Annotated in this window: 20 protein-coding genes and 1 tRNA gene; 9 read left to right on the forward strand and 12 right to left on the reverse strand. The window is 63.9% G+C overall.

All coding sequences use genetic code 11. From position 1 onward, the window contains the following. Positions 1 to 18: 18 nt before the first annotated feature. From argJ to DTS01S_RS03835, 3 genes are all read left to right on the forward strand, one after another. On the forward strand, positions 19 to 1,251 hold the full coding sequence (argJ, locus tag DTS01S_RS03825; protein ID WP_017405522.1) for a bifunctional glutamate N-acetyltransferase/amino-acid acetyltransferase ArgJ: 1,233 nt from the start codon (positions 19 to 21) through the stop codon (positions 1,249 to 1,251). A gap of 165 nt (positions 1,252 to 1,416) precedes the next feature. Beyond that, positions 1,417 to 2,373 (forward strand): ATP-binding protein, encoded by a 957-nt coding sequence (locus tag DTS01S_RS03830; RefSeq protein WP_046986120.1) that lies wholly within the window; start codon positions 1,417 to 1,419, stop codon positions 2,371 to 2,373. Positions 2,374 to 2,423: 50 nt separating this feature from the next. Continuing rightward, entirely contained in the window at positions 2,424 to 2,930 is a 507-nt protein-coding gene (locus DTS01S_RS03835) for a (deoxy)nucleoside triphosphate pyrophosphohydrolase (protein WP_016445605.1), read from the forward strand. Positions 2,931 to 2,940: 10 nt separating this feature from the next. Here DTS01S_RS03835 and DTS01S_RS03840 read toward each other — a convergent pair whose 3' ends face one another. From DTS01S_RS03840 to DTS01S_RS03875, 8 genes are all read right to left on the reverse strand, one after another. Beyond that, positions 2,941 to 3,195, reverse strand: coding sequence for a DNA gyrase inhibitor YacG (locus DTS01S_RS03840; RefSeq protein ID WP_016451023.1), 255 nt, complete (start codon positions 3,193 to 3,195; stop codon positions 2,941 to 2,943). Further along, a complete protein-coding gene (zapD, locus tag DTS01S_RS03845) occupies positions 3,195 to 3,950 on the reverse strand; it encodes a cell division protein ZapD (protein WP_026062416.1) in 756 nt (251 codons plus the stop codon). The genes DTS01S_RS03840 and zapD overlap by 1 nt, the downstream gene beginning before the upstream one ends. A gap of 89 nt (positions 3,951 to 4,039) precedes the next feature. Beyond that, complete coding sequence (gene coaE / locus DTS01S_RS03850) at positions 4,040 to 4,678, reverse strand: dephospho-CoA kinase (protein ID WP_017405525.1); 639 nt, start codon at positions 4,676 to 4,678, stop codon at positions 4,040 to 4,042. Between the two features lie 14 nt (positions 4,679 to 4,692). After that, positions 4,693 to 5,586 (reverse strand): prepilin peptidase, encoded by an 894-nt coding sequence (locus DTS01S_RS03855; protein WP_016445609.1) that lies wholly within the window; start codon positions 5,584 to 5,586, stop codon positions 4,693 to 4,695. Then, positions 5,586 to 6,803 (reverse strand): type II secretion system F family protein, encoded by a 1,218-nt coding sequence (locus DTS01S_RS03860; protein ID WP_017405526.1) that lies wholly within the window; start codon positions 6,801 to 6,803, stop codon positions 5,586 to 5,588. The genes DTS01S_RS03855 and DTS01S_RS03860 overlap by 1 nt, the downstream gene beginning before the upstream one ends. 38 nt (positions 6,804 to 6,841) lie before the next feature. Then, on the reverse strand, positions 6,842 to 8,584 hold the full coding sequence (gene pilB / locus DTS01S_RS03865) for a type IV-A pilus assembly ATPase PilB (protein ID WP_017405527.1): 1,743 nt from the start codon (positions 8,582 to 8,584) through the stop codon (positions 6,842 to 6,844). A gap of 128 nt (positions 8,585 to 8,712) precedes the next feature. Continuing rightward, positions 8,713 to 8,789: transfer RNA gene (locus DTS01S_RS03870), tRNA-Pro, on the reverse strand. A gap of 31 nt (positions 8,790 to 8,820) precedes the next feature. Further along, entirely contained in the window at positions 8,821 to 9,750 is a 930-nt protein-coding gene (locus DTS01S_RS03875; RefSeq protein ID WP_016451025.1) for a polyprenyl synthetase family protein, read from the reverse strand. Between the two features lie 230 nt (positions 9,751 to 9,980). On the opposite strand from DTS01S_RS03875, the gene rplU reads away from it, so the two are divergent. The 4 genes from rplU (at position 9,981) to proB (ending at position 13,062) form a co-directional block, all read left to right on the forward strand. Beyond that, entirely contained in the window at positions 9,981 to 10,292 is a 312-nt protein-coding gene (gene rplU, locus DTS01S_RS03880) for a 50S ribosomal protein L21 (RefSeq protein WP_012207284.1), read from the forward strand. A gap of 15 nt (positions 10,293 to 10,307) precedes the next feature. Beyond that, positions 10,308 to 10,565, forward strand: a complete 258-nt coding sequence (gene rpmA, locus DTS01S_RS03885; protein ID WP_012207283.1) for a 50S ribosomal protein L27 — start codon at positions 10,308 to 10,310, stop codon at positions 10,563 to 10,565. Between the two features lie 149 nt (positions 10,566 to 10,714). Beyond that, entirely contained in the window at positions 10,715 to 11,830 is a 1,116-nt protein-coding gene (gene cgtA, locus DTS01S_RS03890) for an Obg family GTPase CgtA (RefSeq protein ID WP_016451026.1), read from the forward strand. Positions 11,831 to 11,913: 83 nt separating this feature from the next. Next, complete coding sequence (proB, locus tag DTS01S_RS03895; RefSeq protein WP_016445651.1) at positions 11,914 to 13,062, forward strand: glutamate 5-kinase; 1,149 nt, start codon at positions 11,914 to 11,916, stop codon at positions 13,060 to 13,062. Between the two features lie 71 nt (positions 13,063 to 13,133). Here the strand turns inward: proB and DTS01S_RS03900 are convergent, their stop codons facing one another. Continuing rightward, complete coding sequence (locus DTS01S_RS03900; RefSeq protein ID WP_017405529.1) at positions 13,134 to 13,820, reverse strand: RNA pyrophosphohydrolase; 687 nt, start codon at positions 13,818 to 13,820, stop codon at positions 13,134 to 13,136. A gap of 93 nt (positions 13,821 to 13,913) precedes the next feature. On the opposite strand from DTS01S_RS03900, the gene DTS01S_RS03905 reads away from it, so the two are divergent. Both DTS01S_RS03905 and DTS01S_RS03910 read left to right on the forward strand, forming a co-directional pair. Next, positions 13,914 to 15,659, forward strand: a complete 1,746-nt coding sequence (locus tag DTS01S_RS03905; RefSeq protein WP_061287370.1) for a proline--tRNA ligase — start codon at positions 13,914 to 13,916, stop codon at positions 15,657 to 15,659. Then, complete coding sequence (locus DTS01S_RS03910) at positions 15,656 to 16,309, forward strand: lytic transglycosylase domain-containing protein (RefSeq protein ID WP_016445654.1); 654 nt, start codon at positions 15,656 to 15,658, stop codon at positions 16,307 to 16,309. Before DTS01S_RS03905 ends, DTS01S_RS03910 begins: the two co-directional genes overlap by 4 nt. Before the next feature lie 52 nt (positions 16,310 to 16,361). On the opposite strand, the gene DTS01S_RS03915 is transcribed toward DTS01S_RS03910, so the two are convergent. The 3 genes from DTS01S_RS03915 to prmC all read right to left on the reverse strand — a co-directional run bounded on the left by DTS01S_RS03915 (position 16,362) and on the right by prmC (position 19,245). After that, entirely contained in the window at positions 16,362 to 17,735 is a 1,374-nt protein-coding gene (locus DTS01S_RS03915) for a hemolysin family protein (protein WP_016445655.1), read from the reverse strand. 212 nt (positions 17,736 to 17,947) lie between these two features. Further along, positions 17,948 to 18,271 (reverse strand): Grx4 family monothiol glutaredoxin, encoded by a 324-nt coding sequence (gene grxD, locus DTS01S_RS03920; protein WP_012207276.1) that lies wholly within the window; start codon positions 18,269 to 18,271, stop codon positions 17,948 to 17,950. Positions 18,272 to 18,387: 116 nt separating this feature from the next. Beyond that, positions 18,388 to 19,245 (reverse strand): peptide chain release factor N(5)-glutamine methyltransferase, encoded by an 858-nt coding sequence (prmC, locus tag DTS01S_RS03925; RefSeq protein WP_016445656.1) that lies wholly within the window; start codon positions 19,243 to 19,245, stop codon positions 18,388 to 18,390. Positions 19,246 to 19,253 lie beyond the last annotated feature (8 nt).

Consider the following 19,253-nt stretch of genomic DNA (forward strand, 5'->3'; position numbering starts at 1 on the left):
ACTGTAGGAAGCCCCTCAATGCCTGTGAATCTCTCCGCTCCCGTGCACGCCGACCTGTTGGCGATCAACGGCGTTCGCATCGGCGTCACCGAAGCCGGTGTGCGCAAGGCCAACCGCAAGGACCTGTCCGTGTTCCTGCTCGACGAGGGCGCTTCGGTGGCGGGTGTGTTCACGCAGAACCGTTTCTGCGCAGCGCCCGTGCAGGTCAGCCGCGAGCACCTGGCCCAGACGTCCGGCGCCATCCGTGCCATGGTCATCAACACAGGCAATGCCAATGCCGGCACCGGCGCTGACGGACTGGCGCGCGCGCGCCGCACCTGTGCGGATCTGGCTGCGCTGCTGCAGCTCAAGCCAGAGCAGATCCTGCCGTTCTCCACTGGCGTGATCATGGAAGAGCTGCCCGTGGATCGCATCGCCGCCGGCCTGCCAGCTGCCATCGCAGCAGCCAAGGCCGACAACTGGGGCACGGCCGCCGAAGGCATCATGACCACCGACACCCTGCCCAAGGCCTTCAGCCGCGCCGTGGACATTGGCGGCAAACGCGTGAGCATCACCGGCATCAGCAAGGGTGCAGGCATGATTCGCCCCAACATGGCGACCATGCTGGGCTTTCTGGCCACCGACGCCGCCATCGCACCCGAACTGCTGCAGCCTCTGGTCAAGGAACTGGCCGACGGATCGTTCAACCGCGTGACCATCGACGGCGACACGTCGACCAACGACTCCTTCGTGCTGGTGGCCACGCACAAGGCCGGCAATGCGCAGATCACTTCGCTGACCAGTGCCGAAGGCCTGGCCCTGAAGGCTGCATTGCTGGATGTGTCGCGCCTGCTGGCCCAGGCCATCGTGCGCGACGGCGAAGGCGCCACCAAGTTCATCACCGTCAAGGTGGAGGGCGGCAAGACCGAGGCTGAGTGCCGCCTCGTGGCCTATTCCATCGCGCATTCACCCCTGGTCAAGACGGCGTTCTTTGCCAGCGATCCGAACCTGGGTCGCATCCTTGCGGCGGTGGGCTATGCTAGCATCGACGATCTGGACCAGACCAAGATCGACCTGTACCTGAACGATGTGCATGTCGCAGTCAATGGCGGCCGCAACCCTGCCTATCAGGAGGAAGACGGCCAGCGCGTGATGAAGCAGCAGGAGATCATCGTGCGCGTGCTACTGGGCCGAGGGCAGGCCGAGCAGACCGTGTGGACCTGCGATCTGAGCCACGACTACGTGAGCATCAACGCCGACTACCGCTCCTGACTCTCCACCCACCGTGCCGCCGGCAGCCGCAGGCCTTGTGCCTGGCTGCTGCCAGCTTTCAATGGCGGCCGGCGCGCAAAAGCTCTGGCGTTGGCATGAGATCCATCTCGATTCCCGGGCATATCCAGCGTCGGTGGCCGTGAGATCCGTATTCGAGAGACATCCATGACATTGCCCACAGAAGCCGTCGCCGCCCCCTTGCTGCAACTCGTGCAGCGCGCCGAGCAGCTGATGCAGCGCATCGAGGCCATCCTGCCCCAGCCGCTGCAATCCCCCGCCGACTGGAGTGCCTCCATCGCCTGGCGCTATCGCAAGCGCGCCAACGGCTGCGGTTTGCTGGAGCCCGTGCGCCATGTCGGCGCCATGCAGCTGTCCGACCTGCAGAACATCGATGTGCAAAAGGACAAGATCGCGCGCAACACCGAGCAGTTCGTGACCGGCCGCACGGCCAACAACGTGCTGCTCACCGGCGCGCGCGGCACGGGCAAATCCTCGCTGATCCGTGCCTGCCTGCATGCTTTTGCTTCGCAGGGCCTGCGCCTGATCGAGGTGGACAAGGCCGATCTGACCGACCTGCCCGACATCGTCGATGTGGTGGCCGGCCGGCCCGAGAAGTTCATCATCTATTGCGACGATCTGAGCTTTGAGGAAGGCGAGCCTGGCTACAAGGCCATGAAGTCCATTCTGGATGGATCGGTCAGCGCCGCCAGCCCGAACGTGCTGGTCTATGCGACCAGCAATCGCCGCCACCTGCTGCCGGAGTACCAGTCCGAGAATCTGACCTACCAGCGCGGCGAGGATGGGGAGCTGCATCCCGGCGAGGTGATCGAGGAAAAGATCTCGCTGTCCGAGCGTTTCGGCCTGTGGGTGAGCTTCTACCCGTTCAGCCAGGACGAGTACCTGCGCGTGGTGGCACAGTGGCTGGAGGCCCTGGGCCTGGACCAGGCCACGATCGAGGCGGCACGCCCGGAGGCCCTGGTCTGGGCGCTGGAGCGCGGTTCACGCAGCGGTCGCGTGGCCCACCAGTTTGCGCGCGACTATGCGGGCCGTGCCGAGCGCCCGAGTCAGCGCCAGACCGGCATCGCCGATGTCCAGGGGTTGGCTGAAGAGGCTGAACTCTGAGCACCTGCTGCCTGGCCCTGGGCTGGGCAGACTTTTTTGCGAAAGATCAAGTGACTGAAAAAGAAATCTCCCCCAAGGCCCGCGCTGAGGCGGCCGAGTCGCAGGCGCCAGTGCGGCGCAAGCACACCGAAGTCGCCGTTGGCGTGCTGCTTCGCGAGTCCGATGGCGCGTTGCTGATCACCAGCCGTCCGCCGGGCAAGCCGTATGCAGGCTACTGGGAGTTTCCGGGCGGCAAGATCGAAGCCGGCGAGACCGTGGAGCAGGCCTTGCGCCGCGAGATGCAAGAGGAACTGGGCGTAGAGATCGCGGCCGCTGAAGTCTGGAAGGTGACCGAGCATGACTATCCACATGCCCTGGTGCGCCTGCACTGGTGCAAGGTCACGCGCTGGAGCGGGGAGTTCGAGATGCGTGAAGGCCAGCAGATGGCCTGGCAGCAACTTCCGCTGCAGGTGCATCCGGTGCTGCCAGGTGCCTATCCGGTGCTGCAGTGGCTGAGCGAGGAACGCGGGCTGCCTTTCGATGCCGGGTTCTACGAGGCAGGCCAGCCGAAAGCCTGATCGGGCCTGATCAAGGCTCGGTGCGAGGATCGCCGAAGGGCGCATCCTCGGGCGGCATCGGTGCAGGCACGCGGAATTCCTCATTGGCCCATGCGCCCAGGTCGATCTGGCGGCAGCGTTCGCTGCAGAAGGGGCGGAAACGGTTGGCTGGTGCGAACAGGCTGGGGCCTGCACAGGTCGGGCAGCGCACCGTGGGGCCGGCAGAAGAGAGGCTGGCGGGCTGGGGGGCGGGGGCGCTCGAGGGCATGTCGGCCGTCTTGTCCATCAGCTGCAAAGCGTGACCTCGAACGAGGCATCTTCGCCGCAGGGTTGAGGCTTGGCGCCGTTCTCGGGGCGGAGCAGGCGCACCGAAACCAGCAGGCGGTTGCCGCTGATCTCCGGAACCAGATTCAACGACGGGTCTATGCGCAGGCGCAGCAGCTGAAAGCTGCGGCCGGGCGGCATGGCCTGCTGGAACACGCCTTTTTCGGCAGCCACCCATTGCGGCACGCCGGTTTCGCGCAGCAGCTTGAGCAGCAATTGCAGCGACTGACCCAGCGGGGTCAGGGTGCTGGCCCAGTCCTCCAGATCGCGCAGGCGTATCTGGGGATCATGGAACTGCCAGGCGTGATAGGCCGGAAGGTCGAAGCCGCAGGTGCCGCCGGGGATGCCGATGCGGCTGCGCACGGCCATCAGCCACTCGTTTTCAGTCAGGGTCTGGCCGGCCTTGCCGTTCTGGGCATTGAGCTGGGCAAAGCACTGCTCCACATGGCGTGAGACCTGGTCAAGCATGTGCTCGGCAATGTCGGGATTGCCGCGCAGGCTGTCGAGCAGGCTTTTGTGGCGCTCAAGGTCCTTGAGCACGTCCGTCTTCAGGTCGGTACGTGCCGCCACGTCCATGATCTCGAAGATGGTGACCAGCGCAAAATGGTGATCGATGGAATGAGCGCGCGACAGCAACTCGCTCAGGCGGCGATATAGCTGTTCCAACCGGAGGTAGGTCCTCAGGCGCTCATTGAAAGGATATTCGTAAAGGATCACGCTTGCTGGGCTCCTCGGGGTGCACAGGAATCAGCTGTCTACGTCGTGCACATGCTGAATTACACGCACAGGCCAAGCCATGGCGTGCATCATAGCCCGAACCATGCAGAGATTCGATCGGTGCATGTGCGCAAAGCCTCTATCGTCATGGCCTCGTCGTTGTAGAGCACCCAGTCAGCGGCTGCCAGCCGTGCCGCACGTGTGGCCTGGGCCGAGATGATGGCCTGCACCGCCTCGCGTGGCAATCCGTTGCGCGCGATCACGCGAGCGATCTGCGTTTCGGTGCGGCAGTCAACGACCAGCACCGCATCAAGCATGGCAGGCCAGCGGCCGGACTCCACGAGCAAGGGAATGTCATGCACGATGAGTCGGCACCCAGCCACTGTGGCCTGCTCCACTTGCCGGGACGTCTGCTGCGCCACGAGGGGATGGACGATGGCCTCCAGCTGCTGTCGTGCCGAGGGCTGCTGAAAGACCAGTTCGCGCATGCGCGTGCGGTCCAGGGCGCCGCTGGCGTCAATCAGTTCGGGCCCGAAGACGCGCGCTATCTCGGGCAGAGCAGCACCTTCGGGGGCGGTGAGGCTGCGAGAGATCTGGTCGGCATCGATCACGGCCGCTCCGCGCAAGCCCAGTTGCGCTGCGACGGTGCTCTTGCCGCTGCCAATGCCGCCCGTCAGGCCCAGCCGAAACGGGCGTGCAAGCAAGGGCGGGGCGATGCTGGGGGCCATGCCGCAGTGTTGAATCAAAGGCCCAAGGCCGCCAATAGGGATTGCAGCATCTGCTGCGGTCCGAACACCATGGCTGCAAAGCCGGCGCCCGCCAGAAAGGGGCCGAAGGGAACATAGCCGCCCTCACGCAGGCGGCTGTTGATCTTCAACGCGATGCCCACGATGGCGCCAATCACCGACGAGATCAGGATGATGGGCACGAGTGCCTGCCAGCCGAACCAGGCGCCCAGCGCGGCAAACAGCTTGAAGTCGCCGTAGCCCATGCCTTCCTTGCCGGTGGCCAGCTTGAAGGCCCAGTAAACCAGCCACAGCGAGAGATAGCCCGCTGCAGCGCCCCATACCGCGTCGGCCAGAGGCACGGCGGTCCAGTGCAGCGCCGACGACAGCAGTCCGGCCCACAGCAAGGGCAGGGTGATGTCGTCGGGAAGCAGTGTGGTGTCCCAGTCGATCAATGCCAGGCTCAGCAAGGCCGCACTGAAAAGGCACCAGGCAGCGCCTGTGGGCGTGATGCCCCATTGCGCCGCACAGTAGGCAAACAGCGCGGCGCAGGCCAATTCCACCAGCGGATAGCGGATGCTGATCGACGCCTTGCATTCGGAGCACCGGCCCCGCAGCGCCAGATAACTGAGCACGGGAATATTCTCGTACCAGTGGATGGCATGGCCGCAATGCGGGCAGCGCGAGCGGGGGCGGCTCAGGCTCAGGGGCGCCTCGGCAGGCGGTGGCGCTGTGGCGGGCGATGGCGTGGCGGAGGATGAAGATTGCTCTTGCGCCCATTGGGCGCATTCCGCATTCCATTGCTGCTCCATCATGCGGGGCAGCCTATGCACCACCACGTTGAGAAAGCTGCCAACCAACAGGCCCAGCAGGCCGCCCAATGCAGCCTGCATCCAGAGTTCCAAAACCATCAGACCACCTGGCCCAGCTTGAAGATGGGTAGATACATCGAAACCACGATGCCGCCGATGAGGGTGCCCAGGAAAACAATGATGATGGGCTCCATCAGGCTGGACAGGCCAGCCACCATGTCATCGACCTCTTCTTCATAGAAATCGGCCGCCTTGCCCAGCATATGGTCGATGGAGCCGGATTCCTCGCCGATGGCGCACATCTGCAGCACCATGGAGGGAAAGACATTGGCATTGGTCATGGCCACGGTGAGACTGGTGCCGGTGGAGACCTCCTGCTGGATCTTTTCCGTGGCATTGGCATACACGGCATTGCCGGATGCGCCGCCGACAGAATCCAGTGCCTCGACCAATGGGACACCCGCGGCAAACATGGTCGATAGCGTGCGCGTCCAGCGTGCGACGCAGGATTTCTCGATCAGCACGCCAAAGACCGGCACCTTCAGCAGCGTACGGTCCATGAATTGCTGCATGCGCTCGTTGCGCTTCCAGGCCTGCATGAAGAAGTAGAGACCGCCGCCAATCACGCCGAAGATCAACCACCACCATTGGACAAAGACATCGCTGATGCCCATCACGAACAGCGTCGGCGCCGGCAGGTCGGCGCCGAATGAACTGAACACTTCCTTGAAGGCCGGGATCACGAAAATCATGATGATGGTCACGACGATGAAGGCCACGACGATGACCGAGATCGGGTACATCAGCGCCGATTTGATCTTGGACTTGATGGCCTCGGTCTTCTCCATGTACGTGGCCAGGCGGTCCAGCAGGGCTTCCAGGATACCGGCCGCTTCGCCCGCCTCCACCAGATTGCAGTAGAGGCTATCGAAGTACATGGGGTGCTTGCGATAGGCCGCGTTCAGCGAGGTGCCGGTCTCCACGTCGGCGCGAATATCGGCCAGAAGGCGCGTCACGCTGGGGTTGGTGTTGCCCCGTCCGACAATGTCGAAGGCCTGAAGCAGCGGGACGCCCGCCTTCATCATCGTTGCCATCTGGCGGGTGAACAGCGCAATGTCCTTGGGCTTGATCCTCTTGCCGCCGCGTGTGCGGCGCTTCTTGATCTTGCTGGGCAGCACGCCCTGGCGGCGCAGCATGGCCTGGACCTGGTTGATGCCCCCGGCCCGGGTCTCGCCTCGGATGATCTTGCCGTTGCGATCCTTACCTTCCCATTCGAAGACAAATTCCTTGATTCCCTTGGACGCGGCTGTGGCCATCGTGCTCCCTCGTTTGTTGTCTGCGCTGTCCGCGCTATTTACTCATTGGTGACTGCCAGCACTTCTTCGAGCGAGGTCAGTCCCTGTCTGGCCTTGTGCAAACCCGATCCACGCAGCGACCGCACGCCTTCGCGCTTGGCCTGTGCGGCGATCTCCAGTGCACTGCCGTCCTGCAGGATGATGCGCTGGATTTCCTCGCTGATAGGCATCACCTGATAGATGCCTACGCGGCCCTTGTAGCCGTTGTTGCATGCCGGACAGCCGACGGGCCTGTAGGTGACCCAGCTGCCGTCAATGTCCGCATCGTCGTAGCCTGCATCGATCAGGGCCTCCCGCGGAATGTCAGCCGGCTCCTTGCATTGAGGGCACAGGCGCCTGGCCAGGCGCTGGGCGGTGATCAGGATCACGCTCGATGCGATGTTGAAGGGCGCAATGCCCATGTTGCGCATGCGCGTCAACGTGGTCGGTGCGTCATTGGTGTGCAGGGTGGACAGCACCAAGTGGCCGGTTTGCGCTGCCTTGATCGAGATGTCGGCCGTTTCCAGATCGCGGATTTCACCGACCATGATGATGTCGGGATCCTGGCGCAGAAAAGCCTTGAGCGCAGTTGCAAAGGTGAGGCCGGCCTTTTCGTTCACATTGACCTGGTTGACGCCGGGCAGGTTGATTTCCGAAGGATCTTCCGCCGTGGCGATGTTCACGCCGGCCTTGTTCAGTAGGTTCAGGCAGGTGTACAGCGACACTGTCTTGCCCGAGCCGGTGGGGCCTGTGACCAGAATCATTCCGTAGGGGCGGCTGATGGCTTCAAGCAGGCGTGCCTTCTCCTCGGGTTCATAGCCCAGGGCGTCGATGCCCATCCTGGCCGAGCTCGGGTCCAGGATACGGATCACGATCTTCTCGCCGAAAAGCGTGGGCAGCGTGCTGACGCGAAAGTCGATGACGCGGTCCGGGCCGACCTTGAGCTTCATGCGCCCGTCCTGCGGGACACGCTTTTCCGAGATGTCCATGCGCGAGATCACCTTGATGCGCGAGGCCAGCTTCTCCTTGATGGCAATGGGCGGCGATGCAATTTCACGCAGCTCGCCGTCAATGCGAAAGCGCACGCGGTACTGGTGCTCGTAGGGTTCGAAATGCAAGTCAGACGCGCGCATGTTGAAGGCGTCGAGCAGCATTTTGTGCAGGAACTTGACGATGGGCGCATCTTCGACGTCTGCTGCGGCCGAGTTGTCCTTTTCCTCTGCCACCTCATCAGGCTTGAGGTCGCCGAACTCGAAGTCGCCGCTGCCGCCATAGCTGTCCATGGCCTCGCTGGCGCTTTTGTTCTGCTGCGTGATCAGCCGCTCCAGCTTGTCGGCCTCGACGATGATCCAGTCCACGCCCAACTGGGTGGTGAACTTGATCTGCTCGGCGGCTTCCTGCTGCGTCGGGTCGGCGGTGGCCACCGTGAGGCGGTTGCCGCGCTTGCTCAGAGGCAGGACGCGATAGGTGCTGATGATCTTGGCGTCCAGCAGATCCTGCGGCAGGCGCATGGCGTCGACCGCATCAAGATCGAGCAGCGGCGCGCTGAACATGGTGGAAACCGTCTCCGCCACTTCCAGGGCAGAGAGGGTGCCGGCGACGCTCAGTTCTGCAATGAACGAGGTGCGATTGGTGGCGGCCTTGCCGGCAGCCGCTTCCGCTGCCTGTTGCGATACCTTGCCTGCTGAAATCAGGGCCCGCCCGATGCCGGGAAGCGATGCGACAGCGGATGCATTCTTGAGCGAGGAGTCAGCAACAGCCATGTAGCAAGACGTGTGAGAGGAAAGGACATTTATCCTATCATCACTGAGCACTTGGAATGCCAGACACACTGTTACACGCCTGGGTCTTGAACCTGGCGCAAGGGTGTGATGGAGATGGAATGACCAGGTGGTCGGGGTGAGAGGATTCGAACCTCCGGCCTCTACGTCCCGAACGTAGCGCTCTACCAGGCTAAGCTACACCCCGTTGCTTTTGTAGAAAAAGCGAGCAGCCTGAATCAGGTGCGTCGCTCCAAAAGCTGAGACGCCAATTGTAGCAAACTTGCCGTATGCAAATTGCTTGGGAGCACATTTATTGCGTCGATGGCGCGGCGTGCCTCGGCATGTGCGGCCTCGCGTGCCACGTCCAGCGCACCTGTGCTGCGCACGATATCCACTACGGCGGTCAGTTGCTCGGTGGAGCCCTGTTCGATGGCGGCGCGCACGATGGCGGCCTGCTCAGGCGTGCCGCGTTGCATTGCGGCAATCAGGGGGAGGGTGCATTTGCCTTCGCGCAGGTCATCGCCCAGGTTCTTGCCCATTTCCTGGGCATCGCCTGCATAGTCGAGTACGTCGTCAATGATCTGGAAGGCCGTGCCCAGCGCCTGGCCATAGCTGGCGCAGGCCTGCTCGATTTCGCGGGGCGCGTCGGCCAGCACGGCGCCCAGCTGGGCGCTGGCCTCGAAGAGCTGGGCGGTCTTGGAGCGGATGACGTGCAGGTAGCCGGCTTCGTCCAGCGAGGCATCGTGCGTGTTGATCAGCTGCTGGACCTCACCCTCGGCGATCACGTTGGTGGCATCCGAGAGAATCTTGAGCACGCGCATGCTGCCGACTTCCACCATCATCTGGAAGGAGCGCGAGTGCAGGAAGTCGCCGACCAGCACGCTGGCCGGATTGCCGAAGGTCTCGTTGGCCGTCGGGCGGCCACGGCGCAGGGTGGACTCGTCCACCACGTCGTCGTGCAGCAGGGTGGCGGTGTGAATCAGCTCGACCACGGCCGCCAGGACATGCCTGTCCCTGCCTTCGTAGCCCAGCGCATTGCAGACCATGAGCAGCAGGGCCGGGCGAAGGCGCTTGCCGCCTGCAGCGATGATGTACTGGGAGATCTGGGCAATCAGCGGGACGGTGGTCGTCAGGCGCTGGGCAATCACATGATCCACCTCGCGCATGTCGTCAGTGATCAGGGCAAGCGGATTGGGGGTGGAGAGAGCTGTGGTCAAGGTACTGCGGGCGCCAAGTGGATCGTCAATTATAGGAAGAGCGACCCTGCCTGCGACCCGCTCTGGCGGTTGTTTGGGCGAAGGAGGGGAGCGCTTCATGCAAGGAATGTGAGTGCGTGCTAGAATCTCCGGCTTCCGTGGAAATTCGTTCGCGGAACTCTCAAATTCAAGAGGTTTAAATGTACGCAGTCATAAAAACCGGCGGCAAGCAGTATCGCGTTGCAGCTGGCGAAAAGATCAAGGTAGAACAGATTGCTGCGGACGTAGGCCAAGAAGTTGTGATCGATCAGGTTCTGGCAGTCGGCAACGGCGCTGAAATCAAGGTCGGCACACCTCTGGTGTCCGGTGCGTCTGTCAAGGCAACCGTGGTTGCTCACGGCAAGCACGACAAAGTGCACATCTTCAAGATGCGCCGTCGTAAGCATTATCAGAAGCGCCAAGGCCATCGCCAGCAGTTCACCGAGCTGCAGATCGTGGCGATCGCTGCTTAATCCAGGAGCTGAGTCATGGCACAGAAAAAAGGCGGCGGCTCTACGCGAAACGGGCGCGATTCCAAGCCCAAAATGCTCGGCGTGAAGGCTTTTGGTGGTGAGTTGATCACCGCCGGCTCGATCATCGTGCGCCAACGTGGCACCAAGTTCCACCCCGGCGACAACGTCGGCGTGGGCAAGGACCACACCCTGTACGCTCTGGTGGACGGCCACGTGTCGTTTGCTGTCAAGGGTGCACTGTCCAAGCACACGGTCAACGTGACGGCTGCCTAAGCTCTGTCACTTCGACGCTCGAAGCCCCGACCTGTCGGGGCTTTGTCGTTTCAGGAGGGCGGTGCATCGTGCGCTCGTCCCCTTTTCCGTCTCTGAGGTGTGGCCTGGGGCTGTCTGGTGCACACTGCTTTTTGTAAACTGGATGCCTCATGAAGTTCGTCGACGAAGCTTATATCGACATTGCTGCCGGTGATGGCGGCAATGGCTGCGTGTCATTCCGGCACGAAAAATACAAGGAATTCGGTGGTCCCGATGGAGGAGATGGCGGCCGTGGAGGCCATGTCTACGCGGTGGCCGACGTCAATCTCAACACCCTGGTGGACTACCGCTTCTCGCGTCGCCACGATGCCACGCGCGGCGAGCACGGCAAGGGCTCGGACATGTTCGGTGCCGCAGGCAACGACATCACGCTGCGCATGCCGGTTGGCACCATCATCAGCGATGCCGAAACCGGGGAGGTGCTCTACGAGCTGTTGACGCCCGGCGAGGTGGTGACCATTGCCAAGGGCGGGGATGGCGGCTACGGCAACCTGCGCTTCAAGAGCGCCATCAACCGCGCGCCACGGCAAAAGACGCCTGGCTGGCCCGGTGAGCGCAAGAACCTCAAGCTGGAGCTCAAGGTTCTGGCCGACGTGGGTCTGCTGGGCATGCCCAATGCGGGCAAATCCACCTTCATCGCCGCAGTCTCCAATGCGCGTCCCAAGATTGCCGACTATCCGTTCACCACGCTGCATCCCAATCTGGGCGTGGTTCGTGTTGCCGCCGAGCAAAGCTTTGTGGTGGCCGATATCCCCGGGCTGATCGAAGGCGCGTCGGAAGGTGCCGGCCTGGGCCACCAGTTCCTGCGTCACCTGCAGCGCACCCGATTGCTGCTGCATGTGGTGGACCTGGCGCCGTTCGATGACAGCGTGGATCCCGTGGCCCAGGCCAAGGCCATCGTGGGCGAGTTGCAGAAGTACGATGCCGAGCTGTACAACAAGCCGCGCTGGCTGGTGCTCAACAAGCTGGACATGGTGCCGGCCGAGGAGCGCGCCGCACGCGTCAAGGACTTCGTCAAGCGCTTCAAGTGGAAGGGTCCGGTGTTCGAGATTTCCGCCCTGACGCGCGAAGGCTGCGAAGTGCTGATCCGCACCATCTACAAGCATGTGCATGAACAGCAGCAGATCGAGGCCGGTCCCAAGGAAATCGACCCACGCTTCGTCGAAGTCGAGGGTGATGGCGTGGATCTCACCGACCCGCGTTTTGCTCCCCGCGATTCCGAGTAAGAGCGGCCTGTCCCACCCATTGCCTTGATCACAACAGCGGCGGGGTCTGCCTCGGCCTGCGCTGCAAGAATCACTATCCATCCATGTCTTCCAACTTGTTGCGTGATGCCCATCGCATCGTGGTCAAGGTCGGCTCCAGCCTGGTGACCAATGAAGGTCGCGGTCTTGATGAGGCCGCGATCCAGGAATGGAGCCGCCAGCTGGCGGCCCTGGTGCGCGGGGATGAAAGCCATGGAGGCCGGCGGCGCGAGGTGATCATGGTCTCCAGCGGCGCGGTGGCCGAAGGCATGAAGCGTCTGGGCTGGATTGCACGGCCCAAGGAGATTCATGAACTGCAGGCCGCTGCGGCCGTGGGGCAGATGGGCCTGATACAGATGTACGAGTCCAAGTTGCGCGAACAGGGCATGGGCAGTGCGCAGGTGCTGCTCACGCATGCCGACCTCGCGGACCGCGAGCGCTATCTCAACGCGCGCAACACCTTGCTGACGCTGCTGGAGCTGGGCATCGTGCCGGTGATCAACGAGAACGACACCGTGGTCAACGACGAGATCAAGTTCGGTGACAACGATACCTTGGGCGCTTTGGTTGCCAATCTGATCGAGGCCGATGCCCTGGTCATCCTGACCGATCAGCGAGGCCTTTACAGCGCCGACCCGCGCAGCAATCCCGATGCGCGTTTCATCGATGTGGCCAATGCCGGCGACCCGGCGCTGGAGGAGATGGCCGGAGGCGCGGGCTCGTCCATTGGCAAGGGTGGGATGATCACCAAGATCCTCGCGGCCAAGCGCGCGGCGGGCTCGGGTGCTTCAACCGTCATCGCCTGGGGGCGTGAGCAGGACGTGCTGGTGCGTCTGGCGGCAGGCGAGTCCATCGGCACGCTGCTCCTGGCGCAGACGCACAAGAACCAGGCGCGCAAGCAGTGGATTGCAGACCATCTGCAACTGCGCGGCTCCGTGTCCGTGGATGCCGGCGCCGTGGCCAAGCTGCGCGACGAAGGCAAGAGCCTGCTGCCCATCGGCATGGTGAATGTGGATGGCGAGTTCGCCCGTGGCGATGTGATCGCGGTGCGCGATGCCCTGGGTATCGAGGTGGCGCGCGGGCTGGCCAACTATGCAAGTGCCGAGGCGCGGCTGCTGTGTCGCAAAAGCTCGGTGGAGATCGAGCGCCTGCTGGGCTATTCCGCAGGCCCGGAGATGGTGCACCGCGACAACATGGTGATTGCGGGGCACTGAGGCGCCAGACCCTCAAGGCCAAGAAAAAGCGCACCCTCGGGTGCGCTTTTGCGTATGGCTCTGGCCCGGTTTCAGACCTTGCCTGGATCGGGTTGCAGGGCTTGCTGCCCCGACTGTGGATCAGGATCGAAACAGGCGCCAGGCGGCAACTCCATGCCGGGATTGACGCGAAAGCTGCCTGAGCGTGCTGGATGCAAACCCGGCGCAGTGTATGTCTCAGGACCCTGTTCATGGGCTTCCCTGGGGCGCATGCCGCTGCGCAGATAACGGTTGCGTTGCTGTTCGCCGCGGGGCAGGAACCGGGCCAGCTCGGTCAGGGCCATCTCATAGACGCCGCGCTTGAACTCCACCACCACGTCCAATGGCACCCAGTAGTCATTCCAGCGCCAGGCGTCGAATTCGGGGTGGTCGGTGGCACGCAGGTTCAAATCCCAGTCGTGACCCATGAGCTGCAGCAAATACCAGATCTGCTTCTGGCCTTTGTAGTGTCCGCGCGCATCGCGGCGGATGTACCGGTCTGGCACCTCGTAGCGCAACCAGTCCCGGGTGCGGGCGACCACGCGAACGTGGTTGGGCATCAACCCCACTTCCTCATGCAGTTCCCGGAACATGGCCTGTTCGGGTGTCTCCCCCCGGTCAATGCCGCCCTGTGGAAACTGCCAGCTGTGGGTGCGGATGCGTTTGCCCCAGAACACCTGGTTCTTTTGGTTGAGCAGGATGATGCCGACGTTCGGGCGAAATCCGTCCCGGTCAAGCATAATCGAACCCCAATTTTCTGAATTGTGTCCATTATGCACGGTGCCTTGCCAGCGGCAAGCACGCTGCCCCGATTCCCGCGAAGCCCCTGATCCATGAAAGCCTCCCAATTTTTCATCTCCACCCTCAAGGAAGCTCCGGCCGACGCCGAAGTGGTCAGCCACAAGCTCATGACGCGGGCCGGCCTGATCAAGAAGCTGGGTGCAGGCATCTACAACTACATGCCCATGGGGCTGCGGGTGATCCGCAAGGTCGAGGCCATCGTGCGCGAGGAAATGAACCGTGCCGGTGCCGTGGAGGTGACCATGCCCGTGGTCCAGCCTGCAGAGATGTGGGAGGAGACCGGCCGCTTCGAGAAGATGGGCCCCGAGCTGCTGCGCATCAAGGACCGCCATGGCCGTGACTTCGTGATCCAGCCCACCAGCGAAGAGGTGGTGACGGACATTGCGCGCCAGGAGCTCAAGAGCTACAAGCAGCTGCCCAAGAATTTCTACCAGATCCAGACCAAGTTCCGCGACGAGCGCCGCCCGCGCTTTGGCCTGATGCGTGGCCGCGAGTTCATCATGAAGGACGCCTATTCCTTCGACAAGGACCGTGATGCGGCCCAGGTCAGCTACCAGACCATGCGCGCGGCCTACAAGCGCATCTTCGACCGCTTCGGCCTGCAGTACCGTGCCGTGCGTGCAGACAGTGGTGCCATCGGCGGCGATCTGAGCGAGGAATTCCAGGTCATCGCTTCCACGGGCGAGGACGCCATCGTCTACTGCCCAAGCAGCGACTATGCCGCCAATATCGAAAAGGCCGAGGCCCTGGCGCCTGCGGACCCCCGTCCCGCTGCGGCCCAGGCGATGACCAAGGTGGCGACGCCCGGCAACAGCACCTGCGAATCTGTCGCAGCCCAGCTGGGCCTGCCGCTGTCGCAGACGGTGAAGTCCCTGGTGCTGGCCACCGACAAGCTCGACGACAAGGGCGAGGTGGCAGGCAGCCAGATCTGGCTGCTGCTGCTGCGCGGTGATCATGAAATGAACGAGATCAAGGTGGCCAAGGTGCCGGGCCTGGACGTGGGCTTCCGCTTTGCCACTGTGGCCGAGATCGAGGAGCACTTCGGTTGCCAGCCCGGCTACCTGGGCCCGATCGGCCTGAAGCAGCCCGTGAAGCTGGTCGTGGACCGCGAGGTCGCCGTGATGGCCGACTGGGTCTGCGGCGCGAACGAGGCCGACTTCCACATCACCGGCGTGAACTTCGGCCGCGACCTGCCCGAGCCTGATGTGGTGGCCGACCTGCGCAACGTGGTGGCTGGCGACAAGTCTCCTGATGGCGCAGGCGAGCTGGCCATTGAGCGCGGAATTGAAGTCGGCCATGTGTTCTACCTGGGTACCAAGTACTCCCAGGCCATGAACGCCACCTTCCTGGCCGAGAACGGCAAGCCCTCGCTGTTTGAAATGGGCTGCTACGGCATTGGCGTGACGCGCCTGCCCGCTGCAGCCATCGAACAGAACCATGACGAGCGCGGCATCATCTGGCCCGACGCGATTGCGCCCTTCACCGTGGTGGTCTGCCCCATTGGCATGGACCGCAGCGAACCCGTGAAGGAAGCTGCCGAGAAGCTGCATGCCGAGCTGCTGGCACTGGGTGTGGACGTGATCCTGGACGATCGTGGCGAACGTCCGGGCGCCATGTTTGCCGACTGGGAGCTGATTGGCGTGCCGCACCGCGTGGTGCTGTCCGACCGGGGCCTCAAGGAAGGCCAGGTCGAGTACCAGCATCGCCGCGACACGGAAGCGACCAAGCTGGCCGCCGCCGATGTGCTGGGCCATCTCAAGCAAAGGCTGGGCCTGTGAGCCAGGCGCCCGTGGTGACGCGACGCGATTGCCTGCGCCTGGCGGCTTCGCTGGGCTCGGCACCGCTGCTCGGCGGGCTGGCCGCGCCCGCCTGGGCCGGTGGCCAGCTGGAGGAGCCGCTGGCCGATTCGGTGCGCACTGCGCTGAGTTCCGCCGTCACGGGATCGGCGCCGCCCGAGCTGCGCTTTGCCTCCACCGAGGCCCGGCTGGACTACCTGCGCTGGCTCACGGCCAGCAGCGAGCGCCTGCGTTCGCGCAAGCCGGAGCTGGCGACGAGGCTGGAGTTCCTGCAAACCGTCTGGTACGAGTCCAAGCGTGCCGGCCTGGAAGTCTCTCTGGTGATGGGGCTGGTGCAGGTGGAGAGCGCGTTCCGCAAGTTCGCCATCTCCAGCGTGGGTGCACGCGGCTACATGCAGATCATGCCGTTCTGGATGCGGCTGATCGGCGATGGAGACATCGGCAAGCTGTTTCACATGCAGACCAATCTGCGCTTTGGCTGCGTGATCCTGCGCCACTATCTGGACCGCGAAAAAGGCGATGCCTACATGGCGCTGGGCCGCTACAACGGCAGCCGGGGACAGCCCCAGTACCCGAATGCGGTGTTCGCTGCGCAGCGGCGCTGGGAGATAGAGCCCTCGCGCTCGGCTTGAGGGCCGCGCAGCGCCGCCGAGCGGCTTCGCGGCTGCTGTTCTGCGTTGTCCGTCAGGACGACGTCTCCGACGACATGCTGGACACCTTGGCCACGGCCGCTGCCGTGTCGCCGGCGTTGGGCGGCGCGGCCGGGCTGCTGGCGGACATGCGCGTGACCAGCACCTGGTCGATGCGGTAGCTGTCCACGTCCATGACCTCGAAACGGTAGCCGCCCCATTGCACGGTGTCGGTGCGCCTGGGAATGCGGCGCAGCATCACCATGAGGAAGCCGCCCAGGGTCTCGTAGTCCTCGGCGTGGGGCAGCTCGTCGAGTTCCAGGGCCTGCATCACATCCTCGACCGGCGTGACGCCGTCGATCAGCCAGGAGTTCTCGTCGCGGCGCAGGATCTGCTCCTCGTCGCCCGGGCTGACCAGGCCGCCCATCACCGTGCTCATCACGTCATTGAGCGTGACCACGCCGACCACCAGGCTGTATTCGTTGACGATGACGGCAAAGTCCTCATGCACCTGGCGAAACTGCTCCAGCACCTCGGCCAGCGTCAGGCGGTCCGGCACGACCAGCACCTTGTGGACCAGGGAGTCGTCCATAAGCGACAGGGGCTGGTTGTTCAGCGCGCGCTGGAACAGGTCCTTGGCATCGACATAGCCGACGATGTGGTCGATGTCGCCATCGCAGACGGGGTAGGTGGAAAAAGGTTCTTCGGCAATGCGGACCCGGATCAGTTCGTCGGGGTCGTCACGGTGGAAGTAGGCGATGCGGTCGCGCTGCGTCATGGCCGAGCCGATGGTGCGCGAGTCCAGCTCGAACAGGTTGGCGATCACCTGCTGCTCCTTCGCGGCCAGCACGCCGGCGCGCGCGCCAGCTTCGGTCATGGCCAGGATGTCTTCGTGCGTGATGCGGTCGTCGCGCACCGTGGGCAGGCCTAAGAGCTTGGCAACGGCGTCCGCCAGGTGGTTGAAGCACCAGACCAGGGGCTTGAGCACGGCCATGCACCAGAGCATGGGGCGCAGCACGCGGATGGCCAGGGCTTCGGGCTCGGCCATGCTCAGGCGCTTGGGCAGCAGGTCGGCAAAGAGGATGAACAGCGAGGTGACGGTGGCGAACGAGAGCAGAAAGCCCACGGTCTGTGCCCGGCTCTCGGGCAGCCAGAGCATGAGCAATTCGGCCAGATAGGGCGTCAATGCCCCTTCGCCCACCACGCCGCCCAGGATGGCGACGGCATTCAGCCCAATCTGCGTGACCGTGAAGTACTCGCCCGGCTGGGCCTGCATCTTCATGACCTGTTCGGCGCGTGGCTCCCCGTCCTCCGCCATCTGCCGAAGCCGCAGGCGCCGCGAGGCGGCCAGCGAGATCTCGGCCACGGAGAAGAAGGCACTGGTCAGTATCAGTGCGACGATCAACAGCAGACTTTGGGACAGACTCATAGGCAAGGCGGAGAAGCGGGCGCAGGCGCGGTTTTCCGGATGTGAAAGATGTGTCCATTCGACCACACATCACATGCCCCTGGCCTTGTGGCAAGCCCGGGCAGTGCGCTGGCAGTCCGCCACGGGCGAAAAAAAGCCACCCAAGGGTGGCTTGATTCTGCGCAGCAGCGGGCGCAGGCGGGTTGCTGCGCGCGAGTCGCAAGCCTGCGAACTCAGGCCTTGGGTGCCAGCAGCTGCTGCAACTCGCCGGATTCGTACATCTCCATCATGATGTCCGAGCCGCCGATGAACTCGCCCTGCACGTAGAGCTGGGGGATCGTGGGCCAGTTGCTGTAGTCCTTGATGCCCTGGCGGATTTCCTGGTCCTCGAGCACGTTGACGGTGGAGATGTCCTTGGTCTCCACGCCGCAGGCCTTGAGAATCTGGATGGCGCGGCCCGAGAAACCGCACATGGGAAAGCTGGCGCTGCCCTTCATGAACAGCAGGATGTTGTTGCTTTTGACCAGTTGGTCGATGCGTTGCTGGGTGTCGCTCATCTGTGTGGTGCTCCGGGGTCGTGGTGGGCGCCGCAGGCGCGGCGGCATGGATGGGATTATTTCACTCTCGGCGCGGACTTTGAAAGCATGCGGGAATGCTGCGCCCGGACCCGAGCTCAGGCTTGCGCTGTCCATTGCCCGCCCGTGCAGCGGGCGATGCCGCCCAGGTCGTGGCGGTGTTGCACGCTCTCAAAGCCGGCGCTGCGCAGCAGGGTGGCCACGGCATCGGCCTGGTCCCAGCCATGCTCGAGCAGCAGCCAGCCGCCGCTGGCCAGCAGCGCAGGCGCCTGCGCGACGATGGCGCGGATGTCGGACAGGCCATCGGCGCCGCTGGCCAGAGCCGACAGCGGCTCATGCTCCAACGCCAGCAAGTGCGGATCGTCGTCGCGGATATAGGGCGGATTGCTGACGATGAGGTTGAACGGCGCCTGGCCTGCCAGCGGCTCCAGCCAGCTGCCATGCGCAAACCGCACGCCCAGCTGCAGGCGCGTGGCATTGGCGCTGGCCACGGCCAGCGCGTCGGCACTGGCATCCACGGCCCACACGGTGGCGCCGGGGCGCTGGCTCTGCAGGGCCAGGGCAATCGCTCCGCTGCCGGTGCCCAGATCCGCCACACGGCATGCGGGGCCGCTCGGGGCCTGGGCGGGTATCAGCTCCAGCGCCCAGTCCACCAGGGTTTCGGTATCGGGGCGAGGGTCGAGCACGCGTGCGTCCACGGCCAGATCCAGCCCGTAGAACTCCTTGTGGCCCACCAGGTAGGCGACGGGCTCCCCGCTCAGTCGGCGTGTGCACAGCGCGGCATAGACGCCGGCCTGGGGCGCGGTCAGCGCGTCCCCGTCGTGGGTGAGCAGCCAGGCGCGGCCGCCGGCCTGGCGTCCGAGCACATGCAGCAGCAGCATTTGCGCGTCGATGCGCGCAAGCCCCTGGGCCTGGGAGTGCTGCAGAGCCTCTTTGATGGTGGGTAGGTTGGCCATGGCCCGCG

Origin of the sequence: Delftia tsuruhatensis NBRC 16741, assembly GCF_001571325.1 — a bacterium.
Classification (GTDB): domain Bacteria; phylum Pseudomonadota; class Gammaproteobacteria; order Burkholderiales; family Burkholderiaceae_C; genus Comamonas; species Comamonas tsuruhatensis.